The organism is Streptomyces sp. NPDC091282, assembly GCF_044757385.1.
Lineage (GTDB): Bacteria > Actinomycetota > Actinomycetes > Streptomycetales > Streptomycetaceae > Streptomyces > Streptomyces gramineus.
Window position 1 is genome coordinate 98,880 of record NZ_JBIVUX010000001.1, and the last position, 21,224, is coordinate 120,103.

The following is a 21,224-nucleotide window of genomic DNA, read 5'->3' on the forward strand; positions in this document are numbered from 1 at the left end:
GGGCCGGGGGCGGTGCCCCGGCCCGTCGTCGCCGGCTACGACACGAAGTACGTCGGGTTCGGGAGCTTGTACGTGCGGTCCGCGTGGCCGCCGTCCAGGTCCGAGTACTGGTCGCCGAAGTTGGCGATGATGTCGTACCCGAGGTCCTTCTCGATGTGCCTGCGGGTGCCGGACTTGTACTGCACGGTCGTGCAGGTCCAGCTGCCCGGCGTGGCGCAACCGCTGAGGTACGACGGCGGGTTGGCCGCGTCCTTCAGGAACATGTGCCCGGCGTCGAGGTTCACGTCGGCGCCGATCTTCTTCAGGTTCTCGACGGCGGCGGTGCGCTGCGCCTCGTTGAGGCCGGAGTTGTAGAAGACCTCGACGCCCTTCTGCTGGGCGTAGCGGACCAGTTCGGCGCTGCCGAAGACGCCGGGGCGGTCGGCCCTGTTGACGTAGGCCGCCCAGGTGGCCGAGTTGTAGGTGTAGTTGTAGCGCTTCTCGTAGTCGAGGCTGAGCAGCAGCGTGTCGTCGATGTCGAAGACGACCGCGGGCTTCTCGCCCTTGCGGTGGGCCTTGCGCGCGGCCCGGTCGACGTACCGCTCGGCGTCCTTGTCCAGGCGCGCCAGGTCCTTGGCGTACTGGCTGGTCGGCGACGCCTGGTAGACACCGTCGGCGTCCGCGGCGGTGCCGTAGTAGGTGTCGATGTCCTTCACCAGGAGCCCGATGTTGTACGGCTCACGGGTGGAGTTCGCCGTCGACTGGCCGGCGGTGGCGGCACCGGCGCCGTAGAGGGCACCGGCGGCGACCGTGCAGGCGGCGGTGAGCGCCGCGATCCGAAGTGACTTATGCATGACAGGAGTTCTACGCGCGTCACCCTGGCGGGCGCGAGTCCCGTTGCCCGATCGATACCTCATCCACGGGCAAAAAACGGGTCAAGCGCCTTGGAGGGAACGGTTCCGGATCCGGCCCGGCGGCCCCGTCCGCGCGGGCACGCGGTCGCGGTCAGCCCGCGTACGGGTCCGGGATCTCGCCCGGCCGGGCCAGGAACGCGAAGTCGCAGCCGGTGTCGGCCTGCGTGACCTGCTCGTCGTAGAGAGCGCCGTAGCCGCGCCGGTGGCGCGCGGGCGGAGGCGTCCACGCGGCCCGGCGCCGCGCCAGTTCCGCGTCGTCCACCTCGACCCGCAGGCTGCGGGCCGCGACGTCCAGGGTGACCAGGTCCCCGGTGCGGACCAGGGCGAGCGGGCCGCCGACGTACGACTCGGGCGCGACGTGCAGGACGCAGGCGCCGTAACTCGTGCCGCTCATCCGGGCGTCGGAGATCCGCACCATGTCGCGCACGCCCTGCTCCAGCAGGCGGCCGGGGATCGGCAGCATCCCGTACTCGGGCATGCCGGGGCCGCCCCTCGGCCCCGCGTTGCGCAGCACCAGCACGCTGTCGGCGGTGATGCCGAGCGCCGGGTCGTCGATGGTGCGCTGCATGGTCCGGTAGTCGTCGAAGACGACGGCGGGACCGGTGTGCCGCAGCAGCCGCGGTTCGGCGGCGATGTGCTTGATGACGGCGCCGTCCGGGCAGAGGTTGCCGCGCAGCACCGCGACCCCGCCCTCGGCGGCCACCGGGTTGTCGCGCGTCCTGATGACGTCGTCGTCGTGCACCCGGGCACCGGCCAGCTGCTCGCGGTAGGTGTCGTGGCACACCGTGGGCCGGTCGAGGTGGAGCAGGTCGGGGATGCGGGAGAGGAAACCCGGCAGACCGCCCGCGAAGTGGAAGTCCTCCATGAGGTACCGCCGGCCGCCCGGCCGGACGTCGGCGAGCACGGGCACGGTGCGGGCGGTGCGGTCGAAGTCGTCCAGGGTGAGCCGCACGCCCGCCCGGCCGGCCATGGCGATGAGGTGGATGACGGCGTTGGTGGAGCCGCCGAGGCCGAGCACGGTCGTCACCGCGTCCTGGAAGGCGTCGGCGGTGAGGATGGCGGAGAGCCGCCGGTCCCGGTGGACGAGTTCGACGATCCGCATCCCGGCCCCCGCCGCCATCCGGTCGTGCCCCGAGTCCACCGCCGGGATGCTGGACGCGCCCGGCACCGTCACGCCGAGCGCCTCGGCGGCGGCGGTCAGCGTCGAGGCCGTGCCCATGGTCATGCAGTGTCCGGGCGAACGGGCCAGCCCGCTCTCCAGTTCCGCCATCTCGCAGTCGCCGATGAGCCCCGCGCGCCGGTCGTCCCAGTACTTCCACATGTCGGTGCCGGAGCCGAGGGTCTCGCCCCGCCAGTGTCCGGGGAGCATCGGTCCCGCGGGCACGAAGACCGCCGGCAGGTCGACGGAGGCGGCGCCCATGAGGAGGGCGGGGGTCGACTTGTCGCAGCCGCCCATGAGCACGGCCCCGTCCACCGGATAGGACCGCAGCAGCTCCTCGGTCTCCATGGCGAGGAGATTGCGGTAGAGCATGGGCGTCGGCTTCTGGAAGGTCTCGGAGAGGGTGGCGACCGGGAACTCCAGCGGGAAGCCGCCGGCCTGCCAGACACCCCGCTTGACGGCCTGCGCCCGGTCACGCAGGTGCGCATGACAGGGATTGATGTCCGACCAGGTGTTGAGGATCGCGACGACCGGCTTGCCGAGATGTTCCTCGGGGAGGTAGCCGAGCTGGCGGGTGCGGGCGCGGTGGCTGAAGGAGCGCAGGCCCTCGGTGCCGTACCACTGGTGGCTGCGGAGGTCCTCGGGCCGCTTGCGGGGCGCGTTCACCGGGACCACCCGCGGACGATCCCGGCGACCTCGGCGCGCCGCTCCGCGGGCAGTTGCCTGCTGGGCGGGCGGACGTCGCGGCGGCACAGGCCGAGGGAGGCCAGGGCCTCCTTGACGACGGTGACGTTGTCGGCGGAGCCGTCGGCCGCGCGCAGCTCCTCGAAGCGGCGGACCTGCTCCCAGACCCTCATCGCGGCCGGGAAGTCGCCGGACCTGAGCGCCTCGATCATGTCCAGCGAGAGGGCCGGGGCGACGTTCACCAGGCCGGAGGTGAATCCGGTGGCGCCGGCCGAGAAGTAGGACGGCGCGTAGGGCTCGGCGAGCCCGGCGACCCAGACGAAGCGGCCGAGCCCGGCGTCCCGCGCGAACGCGGCGAACCTGGCGGCGTCCGGGACCGCGTACTTGACGCCGATCACGTTCGGGCAGGCGTCGGCGAGTTCGGCGAGCCGGCCCCCGAGGAGGCCGGCGTCGCGGACGTAGGGCACGACGCCCAGGTCGGGCACCGACTCGGCGACGGCACGGTGGTAGTCGAACCAGCCGCCGTGCGAGACGTAGGGATGCACGGGCTGATGGACCATCACCATGGCCGCGCCGCACGCGCGCGCGTGCCGGGCGGAGGCGATCGCGGTCGGCACGTCGTGGCCGACCCCGGCGAGGACCACGGCCCGCTCCCCGGCCTCCTGCACGGTCAGCTCGGTGACGAGCCGCCGTTCCTCGGGGGTGAGGGCGTAGAACTCGCCGGTGTTGCCGTTGGGGGTGAGGGTGCGGATGCCGGCGTCGAGGAGGCGGCGCAGCAGGACCCGGTGCGCCGCCCGGTCGACGCTGCCGTCCGCGGCGAAGGGGGTCACCGGGATGGCCACCACGCCGGCCAGGGCCGCCCGCCGGGTCTCGGACGTCGTGCCGTTCACGCCTGTCGTCCTTCCGCCGTCCGGACCTCGGGGTACGCGCGCTCGACGAAGGAGGCGATGTGGGCGTGCAGGGCACCGGCGGCGCCGTCGGCGTCGCCCGCCAGGGCCAGCCGCAGGATCGCGCGGTGCTCGTCCGCCTCCCGTGCCCAGGACGGCGAGGCGGCCCAGGCGACGGCGGCGACGAGGGCGGCCTGGTCGCGGACCTCGTCGAGCATCCGGGCGAGCAGCGGGTTGCCGCACGGGAGGTAGAGGGCGCGGTGGAAGTCCCGGTTGGCGAGGGAGCGTTCGGCCGGGTCGGCGGCCTCGTCGGCGCGGGCGAGGGCCTCGCGGGCTGCGTCCAGAGGGGCGCCGGCCCGGACGGCCCGGCGCAGCGCCTCGGGTTCCAGCAGGAGCCGTACGTCGTAGACCTCGTGCGCCATGCCGGCGTCCACCGTGCGCACGGTGACGCCCTTGTACGGGCTCATCAGGACCAGCCCTGTCCCGGCGAGGGTCTTGAGGGCCTCCCGCACGGGGGTCTTGGACACCCCGAACCGGGCCGCCAGTTCGGTCTCCACCAGGGCCCGGCCGGGCGTCAGCCGGCCGGTCAGGATGTCGTGCCTGATCGCGTCCAGCACGTACTCCGTCCGGGACGGGATCGGCGGGATCGGCGGGATCGGCGGGCTCGGCGGAGGCGCCGGGACCGGCGGAGGTACGGAGGTCATGCGGGACTCCCGACGTCACCTGCCGGCCCGGTGAGGCGGTCCGGCGCACCTGGTCTCGCGCGGCGCGTCTCATATATGAGATATGAAAGACGCCGCGGACGACGGTAGGAGGACGGCCGGGTTCCGTCAATGCCTCCGGCACCGACGACCCCGGGAGCCGCGCCACCGGTGCACGGACGCCCGGTCTCCCCCTCGCGCGTCACACCGCCGGGGCCGGGCGCCCACCGCCCGGCCCGGACACGGGCGTTCCCCCGGCGGCGCCGAGCCCGCGTCCAGGGCTGCGGGCCCGGTCCCGTCAGGGCTTCCAGCCGGGGTCGCGGCCGCTCAGCCCGAGCGTCCGCTCCAGCAGCGGCGCGCTCTCCGGCACCGGCACCAGCGGACCGAAGGGGCCCCGGTCGGCCTGCGCGGCGGCCCGCAGGAAGCCGTGCGCCGCCCGCAGCGCCTCCGGGTCCGGGGTGTACTCCTGGCCGGTGGCGCGGGCCAGGTCCCAGCCGTGCACGACCAGTTCGTCGGCGACGACCGCCGCGGCCACCTCGCCCGGCAGGTCGATCCCGCCCGCCCGGGTGCTCCCGCCCCACGCGGACGGGTCCCGCCAGGCCTCGGCCAGGGCGTCGAGCGCCGCGGGCAGTTCCCGCCGCCACGCCGGGTCCAGGTCCGGCAGGGCGGCGCCGGGGCTGCCGTCGGTGGTGGTGCCGAGGTCCTTGCGGGCCGCGTCCCGGAAGGCCACCGAGAGCCCGGCCACATGGCCCAGCAGGTGGCGGACCGCGTAGTCGGGACACGGAGTGGCCGCCGTGAGCTGTTCGTCCGTCACCCGCTGCGCGAGCGCCGCCACGATCCGCGCCTGCGGGCCGAGGTCGATCATGGTGCTGCCGGTCATCGCGGCCGCCTTCCCGTCCGTTCCAGAGATCTCCGTCGGGGAGGCAGACCTCACGGCGTCCGGAAACTCATCGCCCTACGCCGGCCGGTCCGCGCCCGGTTGTGCCGTCCTCCGTCTAAGGCATCCTCCCGATCCCGACGGCCCCGCCTCAGGGCCACGATGACCGGACATGACCACCTCATGGACCGTGACCCGGCTGCTCCGTGACCGCGAGGCCGCCCTCTGTCTCACCGGTGTCGTGGTGTCCGGCTTCGGCAGTTCCGCGCTCTGGCTGGTGTCGGGCGTCTGGGTCAAGGACCTCACCGGTTCCGACGGCCTCGCCGCGCTGTGCACCGCCGCGCTGTGGACCCCCACCGTGCTCGGCCCCGCCCTCGGCACCCTCGCCGACCGCGTCCGCCGCAAACCCCTGCTCGTCCGCCTGAACCTCGCCCTCGCCGTCCTCCTGCTGCCCCTGTGCGCGGTCGGCTCACCGGGCTCGGTCCCGCTCCTGTTCACCGTCCTGGTCCTCTACGGCGCGGCCGGCGTCGTGGCGGATGCGGCCGGCTCCGCCCTGGTGGCCGCCGCCGTCGACCCGGCCCTCCTCGGTGACTTCAACGGGCTGCGGACGGCCGCGCGCGAGGGCATGAAACTGGTCGCCCCGCCGACCGGCGCCGCGCTGTACACGGCGTACGGCGGGCCGGGCGTGGCGCTGCTGGACGCCGGCACCTTCGTGCTGGCGGCGGGCGTGTGCGCGCTGCTGCGGGTGCGCGAGGAACGCCCGCGGCCGGTCCGCGGGAGCCGGCGGCGGGAGACCGCCGAGGGTGTCCGGCTGGTGTGGGGGCACCCGGTGCTGCGTCCGCTGGTGTGCGCCGGCGGCGCCACGATGTGTCTCGCCTCGCTGGGCAGCAGCCTGAACTACGCGGTGGTGGACGCGCTCGGCCGCGCGCCCGCCTGGACGGGCGTGATGTACGCCGCCCAGGGCGCCGGCTCGGTGGTGGCCGGGCTGCTCTGCGGGCCCGCGCTGCGGCGGCTCGGGGAGCGCCGGTTCGCCGCGTACGGCATCGCGCTGACCGGGATCGCGACGGCGGCGCGGGCCCTGCCGTACGACGCGGTGGTGCTGGCGTGCGGCGCGGCGGCCGGGCTCGGGCTGCCGTGCGTGCTCATCGCCGCGGGCACCGCCGTGCAGCGGGAGATCCCGGCGGCGGCGCTCGGGCGGGCCTCCGCGACCGCCGACACGCTGATGTTCACGCCGAACGTGCTCGGTCTGGTGCTCGGCGCCGCCCTGGTGGAACTCGTCGACCACCGGCTGCTGCTGCCGGTCCTCGGCGGCGCGCTGCTGGCCACCGCGGCGGCACTGGGTCAGCGCAGGGCCGCGCGCACCGCCGCCAGATCGGCGTCGGACGCCAACCCTGCGTGATAGAGCCGCAGTTCGGTGGCCCCCAGCTCCCGGGCGCGGGCCGCGTCGGCCGCCAGCGTGCCGGGGCTGCCGCCCATCCCGGAGACCACCGTGAAGTTGGCGGCCAGGACGGTGTCGGCGCGGGCGTGCTCCGCGAAGGGCGCGAGCAGGTCCGTGCCGCCCGCGCAGGGCACCACGACGCCGTCCGCGACCGACAGCACGTGCGCCGGGTCCACGCCCGCGTTGGCGCCGCAGTGGTAGGCCACCGGGTCGGCGTGCAGCAGCACCTGGAAGCCGTCGGGGGCCGCCGCGCGGACCGCGGCCACGGCCGCCTCCTGGAGCGTGCGGGCCCGCCCGTCGCGCCAGGCGCGGGTGGCCGCCGCCACCGTCCCGCCGAGCGACTTCTCGACCGTCGGCCACCCTTCGTCCTGCGCCGTGCCCCGCCACAGCGGCTCCAGGGCCCGGCGGACGGCGGCGGCCAGCTCGTCGGCGTCCAGGCCCTGGCCGCCGTACCCGTCCCGGCAGTCCGGGCAGAAGCATAGGGCCATGAGGTACTGGCCGGCGTCGCCGAGGCCGACGCCCGCGGTCTTGTCGTGGGCGTGCAGGTGCTGGAGGCCGTACCAGCCGAGGGACTCCAGTTCGGTGCCGGCCGCGCCGGGGCGGACGGCGGCCTCGGCGGCGAGGTCGGTCAGGTACGCGCGCGTGGCGGGCTGGGCGATGCAGGGGGCCCAGGGATAGCGGTCGCCGTAGGCGTTGACGACCGAGGTCTCCGGGTGCTCGGCGCCCAGCCGGGAGCTGTGCGCGAGGATCACCCAGGTGTGGACGTCGAGCCCGGCGCCTGCCAGAGCCTCGGCCGCCTCCGCGTAGGCGTCGCCCGAGGCCCAGTCGCCCGCCTGGTACGGGCGGAGGGCGCGGCCCGCCCAGCGCTCGCCCGCCGGGTAGTAGACCGCCGCGTACCGGGCGGTGACGATGCGGTGGCGCGGATGGCGCGGGGTCAGCGCGCGGGTGGAGTGGTACGCGGAGGCGAGGGTCGCCTGCCGCACGCCGAGCGCGGCGATGCGCTCCGGGGCCCGCGGGTCCCCGTTCACGTCCCAGGGGTAGACGAACGCCGACGCGCTCGGCCGCTCCCGCGCCGTCACGCGCCCTCCTCCAGCAGCGCGTACCCGCGCTCGATGAGCTGGGCGAGCTGTTTGACGTGGTCCTCGCCGGGCTCGTGCAGCGGGGGCCGGACCTCGCCGACGTCCAGGCCGCGCAGCCGCACGCCGGCCTTGACCAGGGAGACGGCGTAGCCGCGGCCCTGGGCGCGCAGTTCGACGAACGGGCGGTAGAAGCCGTCCAGCAGGCGTTCCACCGTCGGCCGGTCCTCCGCGCGCAGGGCGGCGTGGAAGGCGAGGGCGATCTCGGGGACGAAGCAGAAGACGGCGGAGGAGTAGAGGGAGATGCCGATGGCCCGGTAGGCGAGCTGGGTCTGTTCGGCGGTGGGCAGGCCGTTGAAGTAGAGGAAGTCGCCGGGGACCTCGGTGCGTACGGCGCTGACGACGCGCTGCATCAGGTCCAGGTCGCCGAGGCCGTCCTTGAAGCCCATCACGCCTTCGGTGCGGGCGAGTTCGACGACCGTGGACGGGGTGAACACCGCGTTGTCCCGCTGGTAGACGATCACCGGGAGAGCGGTCGCCGCGGCCACCTCCCGGTAGTGGCGCAGCAGGCCCTCCTGTCCCGGGACCACCAGGTAGGGCGGCATGGCGAGCAGGCCGTCGGCGCCCGCGGCCGCGGCGAGACGCGCGTAGCGCACGGCGAGCGCGGTGCCGTAACCGGCACCGGCGATCACCGGCACCCGTCCCCCGGTGGCCGCCACGGCCGCACCCACGCAGGCCTCGAACTCCTCGGGCAGCAGCGCGTGGAACTCCCCGGTGCCGCAGCAGGCGAACACGGCCGCCGCACCGGCCTCGACGCCGCGGCGCACGTGCTCGCGGTAGACGTCGAGGTCGAGGGAGCCGTCGGGGCGGTAGGCCGTGACGGGGAAGAAGAGCGGCCCGCGCGGGTCACGGAGGCGTGCGGCGAGAGGGGCTGGCGTCACGGGCGCTCCCTGTTGATGCATGTGTCTGATCAGTGTCCATATTCATGAACGTGGCCACGTTACGAGGCCCGCTCCGCGTCGGTCAAGGAGGCAAACGACCAACATACGAGCGAATTACCGCACTCCACGGCACACTTGACGCGGTATGCCGCATCTCCCTAGCGTGTCCATGCATGTGAATGACAGACAAGGATGAGACCTCCTGGCCCGGCCGGAGGACGCCGACCTAGGAGACGCGGATGCCCACTCCCCGCACGCTACTGCTCACCGGCGCCGCAGGCGGGCTCGGCACCCTGATGCGCTCCCTGCTCCCGGAGTACGGCTACGACCTGCGCCTCTTCGACGTCCGGCCGATCGACGGCGAGCCCGACGCGATCACCGCCGACCTCGGCGACCGGGACGCGCTGCGGGAGGCGGTACGCGACGTGGACGCGGTCCTGCACCTCGCGGGGATCTCCCTGGAGGCGCCCTTCGAGAAGATCCTGCGCTCGAACATCGAGGGCACCTACCACCTCTACGAGGCCGCCCGCGAGGCCGGCGTGCCGCGCGTCGTCTTCGCCTCCTCCAACCACGCCGTCGGCTACACCCCGGCCCCGCGCGCAGGCGACCCGCTCATCCCGGCGGACACGCCGCGCCGCCCGGACACCTTCTACGGCCTGTCCAAGTCCTTCGGCGAGGATCTCGCCCAGCTCTACTGGGACCGGCACGGCCTGGAGACCGTCTCCGTCCGGATCGGCTCCTGCTTCGCCGAGCCCGCCGACGTGCGCATGCTCTCGGTGTGGATGAGCCCCGCCGACGGCGCCCGCCTCTTCCACGCGGCCCTGACCGCCGAGGAGGTCGGCCACACCGTCGTCTACGGGTCCTCCGCCAACACCCGCCTGTGGTGGGACCTGACCGGCGCCAGGGCGCTCGGCTACGAACCGCAGGACGACTCGGAGCGGTTCGCCGCGAAGCTGATCGCCGAGCACGGCGAGCTGGACCCGCACAACCCGGCCCACACCCACCTGGGCGGCCGCTTCGTCAACGACCCGCCGATCTGGCCGTACTGACACCGCGGAAGACACCTCGCGCGGCGGGGGGGGGGGGCCCCCCCCCGCCCCCCCCCCCCCCCCCCCCAGCCGCCCCCCGCCACCACCCCCCCACCCCCCCCCCCCCCCCCCCCCCCCCCCCGCCCCGCGCCCCCCCCCCACACCCCCCCCCACACCCCCCTGGGCGGCCGCGTCTACAACGACCCGCCGCTGTGGCCGTACTCCCCCCGCGGCCCCCCCCGGGGGGGGGGGGGGGGGGCCCCCCCCGGGCCCCCCCCGCCGCCGCATTCGGGCACGGATCATGCCCGATCCCACGTCCCGCACAGCCGCACCCCAGGTCCGAGACGGGCACGCCCCGGCACAACCGGGCACATACGGGCAGCATCGGGTTTGCAACAGGCCTGGTCAGCCGTGTGCACCGGAGGTACAACTTCCCCCATGGCCCGAACGGGCGGTTCCACAGGGAGGTGGGTGACGGCATGAACACCAGGACGGCGGAAGAGCGCCAGCGCGAGATCGTGCGGGCCGCCCGGACCACCGGTTCCGTGGACGTCACCGCGCTCGCCGCCGAACTGGGCGTGGCCAAGGAGACGATCCGACGCGATCTGCGCGCCCTGGAGGACCACGGGCTGGTGCGGCGCACCCACGGCGGCGCCTACCCGGTGGAGAGCGCCGGTTTCGAGACCACGCTCGCGTTCCGGTCGACCAGTCACGTCCCGGAGAAGCGCCGGATCGCGGCCGCGGCCGCCGAACTGCTGGGCGACGCGGAGACCGTCTTCGTCGACGAGGGCTTCACCCCCCAGCTCATCGCCGAGGCGCTGCCCACGGACCGGCCGCTGACCGTGGTCACCGCGTCCCTGCCGGTGGCGGGCGCGCTCGCGGAGGCCGAGAACGTCTCCGTGCTGCTGCTCGGCGGCCGGGTCCGCTCCGGCACGCTGGCCACCGTCGACCACTGGACGACGAAGATGCTCGCCGGCTTCGTCATCGACCTGGCCTACATCGGCGCCAACGGCATCTCCCGCGACCACGGCCTGACCACGCCGGACCCGGCGGTCAGCGAGGTGAAGGCGCAGGCGATCCGGGCCGCGCGCCGCACCGTGTTCGCCGGCGTGCACACCAAGTTCGGGGCGGTCAGCTTCTGCCGGTTCGCGGCGATCGGCGAGCTGGAGACCATCGTCACCAGCACCCTGCTGCCCGCCTCCGAGGCCCACCGCTACTCGCTCCAGGGCCCGCAGATCCTCCGCGTCTGACACCGGGCCGACCGGACCGCCCGCACTCCCCGACCGGCACCTCCCCCACCCAGGCGTGCCCCATATCTCCATATAAGTACCTCAGATCTCCCCATCAGTTCTCCAGGAGCACCCCATGCGAACCCAGAGCCGACGAACGCCCCGCGCCCTGTTTGCGGTGGCCGCCGCAGGAACGCTGACCACCTCGCTGCTCGCCGGCTGCTCGGGCGCCGGCGCAGGCGGCGGTTCCTCCGCCCACTCCATCAACGTCCTGATGGTGAACAACCCGCAGATGGTGGAGCTGCAGAAGCTCACCAAGGCCAACTTCACCAAGGACACCGGCATCAAGGTGAACTTCACCGTGCTGCCCGAGAACGACGTCCGCGACAAGATCAGCCAGGACTTCGCCAACCAGGCCGGCCAGTACGACGTGGCGACCCTCTCCAACTACGAGATCCCGATCTACGCCAAGAACGGCTGGCTGGAGCCGATCGACTCGTACGTCAAGAAGGACACCGCCTTCGACCAGCAGGACATCCTCAAGCCGATGCAGCAGGCCCTGACGGCGGCCGACGGCAAGCTCTACGGCGAACCCTTCTACGGCGAGTCGTCCTTCCTGATGTACCGCAAGGACGTCTTCCAGAAGAAGGGGCTGACCATGCCGGCCCACCCCACCTGGCAGCAGGTCGCCGACCTGGCCGCCAAGGCGGACGGCGCGGAGCCCGGCATGAAGGGCATCTGCCTGCGCGGGCTGCCCGGCTGGGGCGAGATGCTGGCGCCGCTGACCACGGTCGTCAACACCATGGGCGGCACCTGGTTCGACAAGGACTGGAAGGCTCGGCTGGACGCCCCGGAGTTCAAGAAGGCCACGCAGTTCTACGTCGACCTGGTCCGCAAGCACGGTGAGGCCGGCGCCGCCCAGTCCGGCTTCGCCGAGTGCCTGAACGACACCACCCAGGGCAAGACCGCGATGTGGTACGACGCCACCTCCGGCGCGGGTTCGCTGGAGGCCGCCGGCTCCCCGGTGAAGGGCAAGATGGGCTACGTCCCGGCGCCGGTCGACAGGACCGACAGCTCCGGCTGGCTCTACACCTGGGCGTGGGGCATCCAGAAGGCCTCCAAGAACCCCGACGACGCCTGGAAGTTCATCTCGTGGGCGTCGGGCAAGGGCTACGAGAAGCTCGTCGGCGAGCAGGCGGGCTGGGCCAACGTGCCGGCCGGCAAGCGCACCTCGACGTACGACATCCCGCAGTACCGCAAGGAGGCGGCCGCCTTCGCGGACGTCACCCGGGACGCCATCGCCAGTGCCAAGCCCAACGACCCGGGCGTGCAGCCGCGGCCCGCGCCCGGCATCCAGTTCGTCGACATCCCCGAGTTCACCGACCTGGGCACCAAGGTCTCCCAGGAGATCAGCTCCGCCGTCGCCGGCCGGCAGTCCGTGGACGACGCGCTGAAGAAGGCCCAGCAGCTCGCCGAGGCCGTCGGCAAGAAGTACGAGGGATCATGACCGCCACCGCCTCCCCCCGGGTCGCCGCCGCCTCCGCGCGGCCGGCGCCCCGGCCCCCGTCCGACCGCCTGCGGGCCTGGGCCACCCGGGCCCCGCTGCTGCCCGCGCTGGTCTTCATGGTCGTGGTGACCCAGCTGCCGTTCGTGGCGACCGTGGTGATCTCGTTCTTCGACTGGAACGCGCTCTACCCGAAGGACCGCCACTTCACCGGCATCGACAACTACCGCCAGGTGCTGGCCGACCCCGACCTGCGCCACTCGGTGTGGACGACGGTCCTGCTGACGGTCACCGTGGTGCTGGCCAGCCTGGTCCTGGGACTGCTGGTGGCGCTGCTGCTGAACCGGAGGTTCCGGGGCCGGGGCGTGGTCCGCACCCTGATGATCGCCCCGTTCCTGGTCGTCCCGGTCGCGGCGGCCCTGCTGTGGAAGCACGTCCTCTACAACCCCGAGTACGGCCTGCTCAACGGCCTGCTGCACTACGTCGGCGGCCCCCAGCCGGACTGGATCTCGGACAACCCGCTGCTCGCCGTCGAGGCGGCCCTGGTGTGGCAGTGGACGCCGTTCATGATGCTGATCCTGCTGGCCGGGCTGCAGAGCCGCGACCAGCAGCAGCTGGAGGCGGCCCGGGTGGACGGCGCGAGCGACTGGCAGATCTTCCGCTACCTGACCCTCCCGCACCTGCGCCGGTACCTGGAACTCGGCGGCCTGCTCGGCTCGATCTACATCGTGCAGAACTTCGACGCGGTCTTCACGATCACCTCGGGCGGCCTGGGCACGGCCAACCTCCCCTACACCGTCTACCAGAGCTTCTACCAGGCGCACGAGAACGGCCTCGCCTCGGCCGCCGGCGTCGTGGTGGTCATCGGCTCGATCGTCATCGCGACCTTCGCCCTGCGCGTGGTGTCGTCCTTGTTCCGCGAGGAGGTGTCCCGCGCATGAACACCGCCCTGACCGCCGTACGGCGAGGCGGACTCGGGCTGGTCGCGTGGCTGACCGGGATCGTGTTCTTCCTGCCCATCGCCTGGATGGCGCTGACCTCCTTCCACTCCGAGGCGGACGCGGCGACCAATCCGCCGTCCTTCGCGGCCGGTCTGACCCTGGACAGCTACCGCGAGTTCTTCGGCGTCGGAGGCGGCGCGAGCCCCTGGCCCGCGCTGATCAACTCGGCGATGGCGTCGGTGGTCTCGACGCTCTTCGTCCTCGTGCTGGCCTTCCCCGCGGCCTACGCGCTGTCCGTCCGGCGGGTGCGCAAGTGGACGGACGTCCTGTTCTTCTTCCTCTCCACGAAGATGCTGCCGGCCGTCGCGGGCCTGCTGCCGGTCTACCTGTTCGCGAAGAACACCGGGATGCTGGACAACATCTGGTTGCTGGTCATCCTCTACACCTCCATGAACCTTCCGATCGCGGTGTGGATGATGCAGTCCTTCCTCGCCGAGGTCCCGGTCGCGGTGATCGAGGCGGCACAGATCGACGGCGCCCGCCTCCCGACGATCCTCGCGCGCGTGGTCGCCCCGATCGCCCTGCCCGGCATCGCCGCCACCTCGCTGATCTGCTTCATCTTCAGCTGGAACGAACTTCTCTTCGCCCGAGTCCTGACGGGCGTGGTCGCCGAGACCGCCCCCGTCTTCCTGACCGGCTTCATCACCAGCCAGGGCCTGTTCCTGGCCAAGGTGTGCGCCGCGTCGCTCGTCGTCTCCCTGCCGGTGCTCGCCGCGGGGTTCGCCGCCCAGGACAAGCTGGTCCAGGGCCTGTCGTTGGGAGCCGTGAAATGAAGGCCGCCGTCATCGAGTCCGTGGGCCGTGCCGTGGTCACCGAGGTCCCCGACCCCACGCCGGGCCCCCGCGACGTGGTCGTCGAGGTGGCCGCCTGCGGACTGTGCGGCACCGACCTGCACATCCTCCAGGGCGAGTTCGCGCCCAAGCTGCCGATCGTGCCGGGTCACGAGTTCGCCGGCGAGGTGGTCGGCGTCGGCACCCAGGTGACCGAGGTGGCGGTCGGCGACCGGGTCGCGGTCGACCCGTCGCTGTACTGCCACGAGTGCCGCTACTGCCGGGACGGCCACAACAACATGTGCGAGCGCTGGGCCGCGATCGGCGTGACGGTGCCCGGCGGGGCCGCGCAGTACGCCGTGGCGCCCGTCGCCAACTGCGTGAAGCTCCCCGAGCACGTCCGCACCCAGGACGCGGCCCTGGTCGAGCCGCTGTCCTGCGCGGTGCGCGGCTACGACGTCCTCAACTCCCGGCTGGGCGCGCACGTCCTGATCTACGGCTCCGGGACCATGGGCCTGATGATGCTGGAACTCGCCAAGCGGACCGGCGCGGCCCGCGTCGACGTGGTCGACCTGAACCCGGCCCGCCTGGAGACCGCCCGCGCGCTCGGCGTCTCGGGGTCCGCCGCGAACGCCGACGAACTGGACCGCCCGCGCGGCTGGGACGTGGTGATCGACGCGACCGGCAACGCGGCGGCCATCCAGGACGGCCTGGGCCGGGTGGCGAAGGCCGGCACCTTCCTCCAGTTCGGCGTCGCCGACTACGCGGCCCGGGTGACGATCGACCCGTACCGCATCTACAACCAGGAGATCACCATCACCGGCTCCATGGCCGTCCTGCACAGCTACGAACGCGCCGCGGAGCTGTTCGCGAACGGGGTCCTGGACCCGGAGGTCTTCATCAGCGACCGCCTGCCGCTGGACAGCTATCCGCAGGCCCTGGAGCAGTTCGCCGCCGGAGTGGGGCGGAAGATCGTGGTGGTGCCGTAGAAGTTTAAGGGAACGGTAAAGGGAGGTCGTTCGTTCACCCGGCATGACAGCTATGACCCCTGGCTCGAACATCCCTCTTCCGGTCGCCCGGGTGGCGGTGGACGTCACCGCCCCCGTGCGGCTCGACGTGTCGGGCCTGCTGCTCACCGGCGACGGCAAGGTGCGCTCCGACGACGACTTCATCTTCTACAACCAGCCCAGCGGCCCGGGCGTGACGTACCGCTCCGGCGGCGGTACGTCCCCGGACGCGATCACCGTCGACACGGCGGCCGTGCCCCCGGGCATCGAGAAGATCGTCGTCACCGCGAGCCCCGACGCCGCGGGCCAGACGTTCCAGGGCATCGAGCCGACGGCCACCCTCCGCAACGCGGACGACGGCTCGGTGCTGGGCACCTTCACGCCTCCGCAGCTGGGCGCCGAGACGGCCCTGGTGGTCGTCGAGATCTACCTGCGCAACGGCGCGTGGAAGGCCCGCGCGGTGGGCCAGGGGTACGCGAACGGCCTGGCCGGCATCGCGACCGACTTCGGCGTCACGGTGGAGGAGCCGGCGCCTCAGGCCCCGGCGGCCCAGCCCGCCCCGGCGGCCCAGCCGGCCCCGGCCGCCGCTCCCCCGATGCCGGCCGCACCGCCGGCCCCGCCCGCCCCCGCCCCGGGCAGCGGGAAGATCAACCTCGACAAGGGCCGGGTCAGCCTCCAGAAGAACCAGACCGTGTCCCTGGTCAAGGGCGGCAGCCCGCTGCTCTCCCTGGTCCACATGGGCCTGGGCTGGGAGCCCGCGTACGGCGGCCGGGACATCGACCTGGACGCCTCGGTCATCGCCTACGGCCCGCAGCGCAACCACGTCGACAGCTGCTACTTCGGCAAGCTGTCCATCCTCGGCGGCGCGATCAAGCACTCCGGCGACAACCTCACCGGCGAGGGCGGCGGCGACGACGAGGTGATCGTGGTCGACCTCGGCCGGATCCCCCAGGAGGTCACCGGCCTGGTCTTCACCGTGAACTCCTTCTCCGGCCAGAAGTTCACGGAGGTCGCCAAGGCCTACTGCCGGCTCCTGGACGCGGCGACCGGCGAGGAACTGGTCCGCTTCGACCTGACCAACGCGGAGGCGCAGACCGGCGTGATGATGGCCAAGCTGGTCCGCCAGTTCTCCGGCGAGTGGGACATGACGGGCGTCGGCGAGTTCGTGAAGGCCCGCACGGTACGGAACATGGTGAAGCCGGGCGCGCAGGCCCTGTGACGGCACGGTCCCGCGCCCCCGTCCGGGCGCGGGACCGCCTCCGCCGTCCGCCCCGGCCGATAGACTCCGGCCGTCGGCAGGTCCCTTCGCAGCGCTGTGAGGCAGTCATCACCCACGCGAGCCGGCCGCCGTCGCTGGAGGACGTCGTCGCCGAGGGCCTCGACGTCGTCTTCGTCGGCATCAACCCGGGTCTGCCGTCGGCCCTGCGCGGCCACAACTTCGCGACGCCGGGCAACCGGATGTGGCCGGCCCTGCACCGCTCGGGTTTCACGCCCCGCCTGTTCCGGCCCGACCAGGAACGCGGCCTGCTGGACCTGGGCCTCGGCATCACGAGCATCGTGCGCAGGCCGACGGCGCGCGCGGCGGAACTGACCCGCGACGAGTACGTGCGCGGAGGCGCGGACCTGCGCCGCCGGGTGCGGGCCCTGCGCCCGGCCTGGCTCGCCCTGCTGGGCGTCACCGGATACCGCGCGGCCTTCGGGGTCCGCGACGCCGGCATCGGCCCGCAGCCCGAACCGGTCGGCGGGACACGGGTGTGGGTGCTGCCCAACCCGAGCGGTCTCAACGCCCACTTCCCGCCGGCCGCGCTGGCCGTCGAGTTCGCCCGGCTGCGGGTCGCCGCCGGCCTGCCGGACCGCTCCGGGCTGCTCGGCGACGGCCCTTTCGACGAGACCTGACCCGTTTGCGTACCGCCGTGCGCGGTGGCGGAGTTGGGACATGTCGCAGTCGCGACACCGACGGCCAGTGACAGGGACATCCACTCGGCTGATTCTTTCGAACAGCGCGCGAACCGGCGTCGCTCGAAAGGTGTGTGGCTGATGGCATGGATCCGTCTGACGGCGGCGATATCAACGGCACTGGTGCTGACCACGGGAGGCATGTCGTCCGCCTCCGCCCGGGCGTCCTCGCCCGGCACCGCCGAACCTGCGGCGGGCACCGCGAGGACCGCCTCGACCGTACGGCTGGTGACCGGCGACCGGGTCACCCTGACGCCGGGCGCCGACGGGCGGCGCACCGCGTCCGTGGAGCCCGGTCCGGGCCGCCAGGACATCGTCTTCCGCACCTATGAGCAGGACGACGGCACGATGACCGTGCTGCCGTCCGACGCGGCGGAACTGGTGGCCGCCGGGACGCTGGACCGCCGGCTCTTCGACGTCACCGCCCTGCTGGCCCAGGGCTACGACGAGGCGGGCACCCCGGCGCTCCCGCTGATCGTCTCCCCGCAGCCGGGCGGTACCGCCGCGGCGGCCCCCGCGACGGGCCGGGTGACCACGGCGGACAAGAAGGCCGCGGCGGCCGCCGCCGACCGCCTTACCGCCTTCGGCGCGGCGGCCGCGCCCGAGCGCCGCCTGGAGAGCATCGACGCGACGGCCCTGCGGGTCGCCGATGACGACCTCGGCGCCTTCTGGAAGACCCTGCGGGCGGACGGCCCGGCCGGCACGTCCCGGCTCGCCCGGACGCCCCGGGTGTGGCTCGACGGCCGGGTGGCGCCCACGCTGGACCGCAGCACCGCGCAGATCGGCGCGCCGATCGCCTGGAAGGCCGGTTTCGAGGGCCAGGGCGTGAAGGTGGCCGTGCTGGACACCGGTGTGGACGCCGGGCACCCGGACCTGACGGGCCGGATCGCCGAGTCGAAGGACTTCTCCGACAGCGGCAGCACCACCGACCACTTCGGTCACGGCACCCATGTCGCGTCGATCGTCGGCGGCAGCGGAGCGGCGTCCGGCGGCACCCGGCGCGGTGTCGCACCGCGGGCCGACCTGCTGATCGGCAAGGTGCTGGGCGACGACGGCTACGGCTCGGAGTCGCAGGTCATCGACGGCATGGAGTGGGCGGCGGCCGAGCACGCCGAGGTCGTCAACATGAGCCTGGGTTCGGACGCGCCCTCGGACGGCACGGACCCCATGAGCCAGGCCGTCGACCGGCTGTCCGCCTCCGGGCAGACGCTCTTCGTCGTCGCCGCGGGCAACGCGGGCGAGCAGGGCGCGTCCACCATCGGCTCGCCCGGCGCGGCCGACGCCGCGCTCACCGTCGGCGCCGTGGACCGGGACGACTCGCTCGCGCCCTTCTCCAGCCGCGGCCCGCGCCTGACCGACAAGGCGGCCAAGCCCGACGTCACCGCGCCCGGCGTCGGCATCGTCGCCGCACGCGCCGCGGGCACCGCGATGGGCACCCCGGTGGACGCCGACTACACCGCCGCGTCCGGCACCTCGATGGCCACACCGCATGTCGCCGGCGCGGCCGCGCTCCTCGCCCAGCGGCACCCGGACTGGAACGGGCAGCGGATCAAGGACGCGCTCATCAGCACCGCCCACCTGGTGTCCGGCACCAAGGTGACCGAACAGGGCGGCGGCCGCATCGACATCGGCGCGGCCCTGGGCACCCTCACCGCCACCGGATCGCTGACCCTGCCCGCCCTGGAGACCGGCGGCCCCGGCGGCCGGCGCCAGGCGGCGTCCCTGCGCTACACCAACGAGAGCGACCACCCGGTCGACGTCCGGCTGTCCGCGGCGCTGAGCACCGACAACGGTGTCACCCTCCCGGACGGCGTCCTCACCCTCGGTTCGGACTCTCTGCACCTCGCCGCCGGCGCCTCGGGGGACGTACCGGTGCTCTCCGACGCCACGCACGCGGCCCGCGGCGCCTACTACGGCTACGCCACCGCGACCGCGGCGGACGGCACCGTGCTCGCCCACACCACGCTCTCCCTGGTCGTGCACACGCCCCTGCACCGGCTGACCGTGGTCGCCCGCGACCGCGACGGCGCCGTGATCCCGCAGGCCGCGCCCACCATCTGGGGTGCCGACGGCTTCGTCGGGTACGCCAGTCTCGATCCGGCGGTCGCCGTGGTCGAGGAGGGCACCTACCAGCTCAGCTTCGGCACGCTGGACAACGCCGCCGACGGGCAGGAACTGCGCGAGGTGGTCGACCCGCAGGTGAAGGTCACCAAGGACAGGACCGTCACCCTGGACGCCTCCAAGGTGACCGAGGTGCGGATCCGCACGCCCCGCCCGGCCGAACAGCACGGCGTCCTCAGCTATCAGACGTACCGCCGGATCGACGGGAACGGCCTGATCCAGGGCGTGATGTTCTTCGACGTCGCCAAGCGGATCTACGTCAGCCCGACCGCCCAGGTCACCGACGGCACCTTCGAGTTCGCCTCGCGCTGGCAGCTGACGGCACCGCAGCTGACCGCCCGGGTCGCGGACACCTCGCGGTCCTTCGCCCCGTACTACCTCCCGGCGTCACCGGTCTTCGACGACAAGGGCGTACGGCTGACCGCGGTCGACGCCGGGACGGGCAGCGCCGCCGACCTCAGGGCCGCCCACGTGCGCGGGAGACTCGCCGTCGTGCGCTACGACTTCGGCGACGACACGGCCCTGGCCCGGGCGGCCGCGGACGCCGGCGCCAAGGCGCTGATGCTCGTCATGCCGGAGGGCTTCTACCCCTGGACGCGGTGGAGTCCGGACGGGCCGCGCCTGGCCCTGCCGGTCATGCGCGCGGGCACCGCGGACGGCACCGCGATCCTCGACCGGGCGGCCCGGCGGACCACCGCCGTCCAGTTCTCCGGCACCGTGCGCAGCCCGTACCTGTACGACGTGATGCAGGTGTCGAAGCAGCGTGTCCCCGAGCGGCTCGTGCACACCGTCTCCGCGCGGGAGAGCGCGGTGGTGCGCGCCACGTACGCCCGCACCGGGGCCTCCGACTGGGCCAGCGAGCAGCGTTTCGGCTGGCGGCCCTACCAGGACACCGCCTGGAACCAGTACTCGCGTGAGGTGCCGGTGGGCGGGCAGCGCACCGAGTACGTGACGGCCGGCGACACCGTGTGGAACCACGTCGTGCACCACGACACGGTCCTGGACCGCGATGTCCCGCTCCAGGTGGGCATGCAGGACGCGGCCCACCGCTACCGGGCCGGACAGCACGCCACCGAGCGGTGGTTCACCGCGCCGGTGCGCCCCTCCCTGCCCCGCACCGCCGACTGGCCCGCTCCGACCCGATACGGCGACACCCTGTCCCTGTACATCCCGGAGTTCACGGACGCCGACGGCCACTGGGCGTACGCGGAGCAGGACGCGCTGGGCGGTGTCGGCACCCGTGCGTCCGGCGCCGCCGACACGGCGGTGGCGGACCTGTTCCGCGACGGCCGGCGGGTGGCCCACTCCGATACCGGCGCCTGGGGCACCTTCGAGGTCCCGGCGGGCCGGGCCTCGTACCGGCTGGACCTGGCGACAGGCCGCGACTCGGACGACTGGCGCTTCGGCACCCGTACCGAGACGTCGTGGACGTTCGGTTCGGACACCACGCAGGCCGCGTCGGTGCTGCCGCTGCTCCAGGTCGACTGCGCGGTGCCCGTCGACGCCCGCAACGCCGTCGGCCCGCAGCGCGGCCACACGCTGGGCTTCGACGTCCGGCTGCCCGACGGTCTGGCCGCGCCCCGCGGTACCCGGCTCACGGTCCGGACCTCCTACGACGACGGGAAGACCTGGGTGACGGCCCGGACCTCGAAGAAGGGGTCGGGCGGGCACTTCACGGCGACCGTGGAGCGGCCGTCGCGGGTGCGCGGCGACGCCTATGTCACACTGCGGGTCACGGCGACCGACGACGCCGGGCACAGCGTCGTGCAGACGATCGACCGCGCCTACCTCCACCCCGGCGCCACGCGGCACTGACCGGGTGCCGTCACCGGGACGGAAGCGCGGCGGCCGCCGGGGCCCACGGCACCGGCGGCCGCCGCCCGCCCGGCACGGCGGTACCAACCGCAGGCTGCGCCGGTGGGGCGCGTCGGGCTCCGGCCGGGACCGAGGGA

At 73.5% G+C, this 21,224-nt stretch carries 17 protein-coding genes; 10 read left to right on the forward strand and 7 right to left on the reverse strand.

The features are described 5' to 3' along the window. Positions 1–35 precede the first annotated feature (35 nt). The 5 genes from ACIQOE_RS00495 to ACIQOE_RS00515 form a co-directional block, all read right to left on the reverse strand. A complete protein-coding gene (locus ACIQOE_RS00495; RefSeq protein ID WP_401408650.1) occupies positions 36–833 on the reverse strand; it encodes an HAD family acid phosphatase in 798 nt (265 codons plus the stop codon). A gap of 151 nt (positions 834–984) precedes the next feature. After that, positions 985–2,718 carry an L-arabinonate dehydratase gene (araD, locus tag ACIQOE_RS00500; RefSeq protein WP_401408653.1) on the reverse strand — a complete coding sequence of 578 codons (1,734 nt, stop codon included), beginning with the start codon at positions 2,716–2,718 and terminating at the stop codon, positions 985–987. Beyond that, positions 2,715–3,626 carry a dihydrodipicolinate synthase family protein gene (locus tag ACIQOE_RS00505; RefSeq protein WP_401408656.1) on the reverse strand — a complete coding sequence of 304 codons (912 nt, stop codon included), beginning with the start codon at positions 3,624–3,626 and terminating at the stop codon, positions 2,715–2,717. Before ACIQOE_RS00505 ends, araD begins: the two co-directional genes overlap by 4 nt. Next, on the reverse strand, positions 3,623–4,327 hold the full coding sequence (locus ACIQOE_RS00510) for a GntR family transcriptional regulator (RefSeq protein ID WP_401408659.1): 705 nt from the start codon (positions 4,325–4,327) through the stop codon (positions 3,623–3,625). Before ACIQOE_RS00510 ends, ACIQOE_RS00505 begins: the two co-directional genes overlap by 4 nt. Positions 4,328–4,622: 295 nt before the next feature. Continuing rightward, entirely contained in the window at positions 4,623–5,204 is a 582-nt protein-coding gene (locus tag ACIQOE_RS00515; protein ID WP_365555490.1) for a TIGR03086 family metal-binding protein, read from the reverse strand. 169 nt (positions 5,205–5,373) lie between these two features. Between ACIQOE_RS00515 and ACIQOE_RS00520 the strand changes: the two genes are divergently transcribed. Next, positions 5,374–6,600, forward strand: coding sequence for an MFS transporter (locus ACIQOE_RS00520; RefSeq protein ID WP_401408663.1), 1,227 nt, complete (start codon positions 5,374–5,376; stop codon positions 6,598–6,600). Here ACIQOE_RS00520 and ACIQOE_RS00525 read toward each other — a convergent pair. Beyond that, the gene (locus tag ACIQOE_RS00525; RefSeq protein ID WP_401408666.1) at positions 6,543–7,718 is read right to left on the reverse strand and encodes a hypothetical protein; all 1,176 of its coding nucleotides are present in this window, start codon (positions 7,716–7,718) and stop codon (positions 6,543–6,545) included. The two genes, ACIQOE_RS00520 and ACIQOE_RS00525, sit on opposite strands and share 58 nt — an antisense overlap. Next, positions 7,715–8,656 carry a 5-dehydro-4-deoxyglucarate dehydratase gene (locus tag ACIQOE_RS00530; RefSeq protein ID WP_401408669.1) on the reverse strand — a complete coding sequence of 314 codons (942 nt, stop codon included), beginning with the start codon at positions 8,654–8,656 and terminating at the stop codon, positions 7,715–7,717. Before ACIQOE_RS00530 ends, ACIQOE_RS00525 begins: the two co-directional genes overlap by 4 nt. 239 nt (positions 8,657–8,895) lie before the next feature. On the opposite strand from ACIQOE_RS00530, the gene ACIQOE_RS00535 reads away from it, so the two are divergent. The 9 genes from ACIQOE_RS00535 (at position 8,896) to ACIQOE_RS00575 (ending at position 21,087) form a co-directional block, all read left to right on the forward strand. After that, positions 8,896–9,705 (forward strand): NAD-dependent epimerase/dehydratase family protein, encoded by an 810-nt coding sequence (locus tag ACIQOE_RS00535; protein ID WP_401408672.1) that lies wholly within the window; start codon positions 8,896–8,898, stop codon positions 9,703–9,705. A 458-nt stretch (positions 9,706–10,163) separates the two neighbouring features. Continuing rightward, positions 10,164–10,934 carry a DeoR/GlpR family DNA-binding transcription regulator gene (locus tag ACIQOE_RS00540; protein ID WP_351326218.1) on the forward strand — a complete coding sequence of 257 codons (771 nt, stop codon included), beginning with the start codon at positions 10,164–10,166 and terminating at the stop codon, positions 10,932–10,934. Between the two features lie 115 nt (positions 10,935–11,049). After that, a complete protein-coding gene (locus tag ACIQOE_RS00545; RefSeq protein WP_351326219.1) occupies positions 11,050–12,420 on the forward strand; it encodes a sugar ABC transporter substrate-binding protein in 1,371 nt (456 codons plus the stop codon). Continuing rightward, the gene (locus ACIQOE_RS00550; RefSeq protein ID WP_351326221.1) at positions 12,417–13,358 is read left to right on the forward strand and encodes a sugar ABC transporter permease; all 942 of its coding nucleotides are present in this window, start codon (positions 12,417–12,419) and stop codon (positions 13,356–13,358) included. Before ACIQOE_RS00545 ends, ACIQOE_RS00550 begins: the two co-directional genes overlap by 4 nt. Beyond that, positions 13,355–14,191, forward strand: a complete 837-nt coding sequence (locus ACIQOE_RS00555; RefSeq protein ID WP_351326223.1) for a carbohydrate ABC transporter permease — start codon at positions 13,355–13,357, stop codon at positions 14,189–14,191. The genes ACIQOE_RS00550 and ACIQOE_RS00555 overlap by 4 nt, the downstream gene beginning before the upstream one ends. Next, positions 14,188–15,177, forward strand: coding sequence for a zinc-dependent alcohol dehydrogenase family protein (locus tag ACIQOE_RS00560; protein ID WP_399008534.1), 990 nt, complete (start codon positions 14,188–14,190; stop codon positions 15,175–15,177). The genes ACIQOE_RS00555 and ACIQOE_RS00560 overlap by 4 nt, the downstream gene beginning before the upstream one ends. A gap of 52 nt (positions 15,178–15,229) precedes the next feature. After that, positions 15,230–16,414 (forward strand): TerD family protein, encoded by a 1,185-nt coding sequence (locus tag ACIQOE_RS00565; RefSeq protein ID WP_365555478.1) that lies wholly within the window; start codon positions 15,230–15,232, stop codon positions 16,412–16,414. Positions 16,415–16,473: 59 nt separating this feature from the next. Next, positions 16,474–17,091: a G/U mismatch-specific DNA glycosylase gene (gene mug, locus ACIQOE_RS00570; protein WP_401410058.1), complete on the forward strand. Its 618-nt coding sequence runs from the start codon at positions 16,474–16,476 to the stop codon at positions 17,089–17,091. Between the two features lie 141 nt (positions 17,092–17,232). Beyond that, the gene (locus ACIQOE_RS00575) at positions 17,233–21,087 is read left to right on the forward strand and encodes a S8 family serine peptidase (RefSeq protein ID WP_401408678.1); all 3,855 of its coding nucleotides are present in this window, start codon (positions 17,233–17,235) and stop codon (positions 21,085–21,087) included. Positions 21,088–21,224: the final 137 nt, after the last annotated feature.

Coding starts and splice junctions, on each gene's coding strand:
- ACIQOE_RS00515 (WP_365555490.1), bottom strand. CDS start 5,204: ATGACCGGCAGCACCATGATCGACCTCGGCCCGCAGGCGCGGATCGTG.
- ACIQOE_RS00555 (WP_351326223.1), top strand. CDS start 13,355: ATGAACACCGCCCTGACCGCCGTACGGCGAGGCGGACTCGGGCTGGTC.
- ACIQOE_RS00565 (WP_365555478.1), top strand. CDS start 15,230: ATGACCCCTGGCTCGAACATCCCTCTTCCGGTCGCCCGGGTGGCGGTG.
- ACIQOE_RS00550 (WP_351326221.1), top strand. CDS start 12,417: ATGACCGCCACCGCCTCCCCCCGGGTCGCCGCCGCCTCCGCGCGGCCG.
- ACIQOE_RS00510 (WP_401408659.1), bottom strand. CDS start 4,327: ATGACCTCCGTACCTCCGCCGGTCCCGGCGCCTCCGCCGAGCCCGCCG.
- ACIQOE_RS00575 (WP_401408678.1), top strand. CDS start 17,233: ATGGCATGGATCCGTCTGACGGCGGCGATATCAACGGCACTGGTGCTG.
- ACIQOE_RS00495 (WP_401408650.1), bottom strand. CDS start 833: ATGCATAAGTCACTTCGGATCGCGGCGCTCACCGCCGCCTGCACGGTC.
- ACIQOE_RS00540 (WP_351326218.1), top strand. CDS start 10,164: ATGAACACCAGGACGGCGGAAGAGCGCCAGCGCGAGATCGTGCGGGCC.
- ACIQOE_RS00535 (WP_401408672.1), top strand. CDS start 8,896: ATGCCCACTCCCCGCACGCTACTGCTCACCGGCGCCGCAGGCGGGCTC.
- ACIQOE_RS00560 (WP_399008534.1), top strand. CDS start 14,188: ATGAAGGCCGCCGTCATCGAGTCCGTGGGCCGTGCCGTGGTCACCGAG.
- ACIQOE_RS00520 (WP_401408663.1), top strand. CDS start 5,374: ATGACCACCTCATGGACCGTGACCCGGCTGCTCCGTGACCGCGAGGCC.
- ACIQOE_RS00545 (WP_351326219.1), top strand. CDS start 11,050: ATGCGAACCCAGAGCCGACGAACGCCCCGCGCCCTGTTTGCGGTGGCC.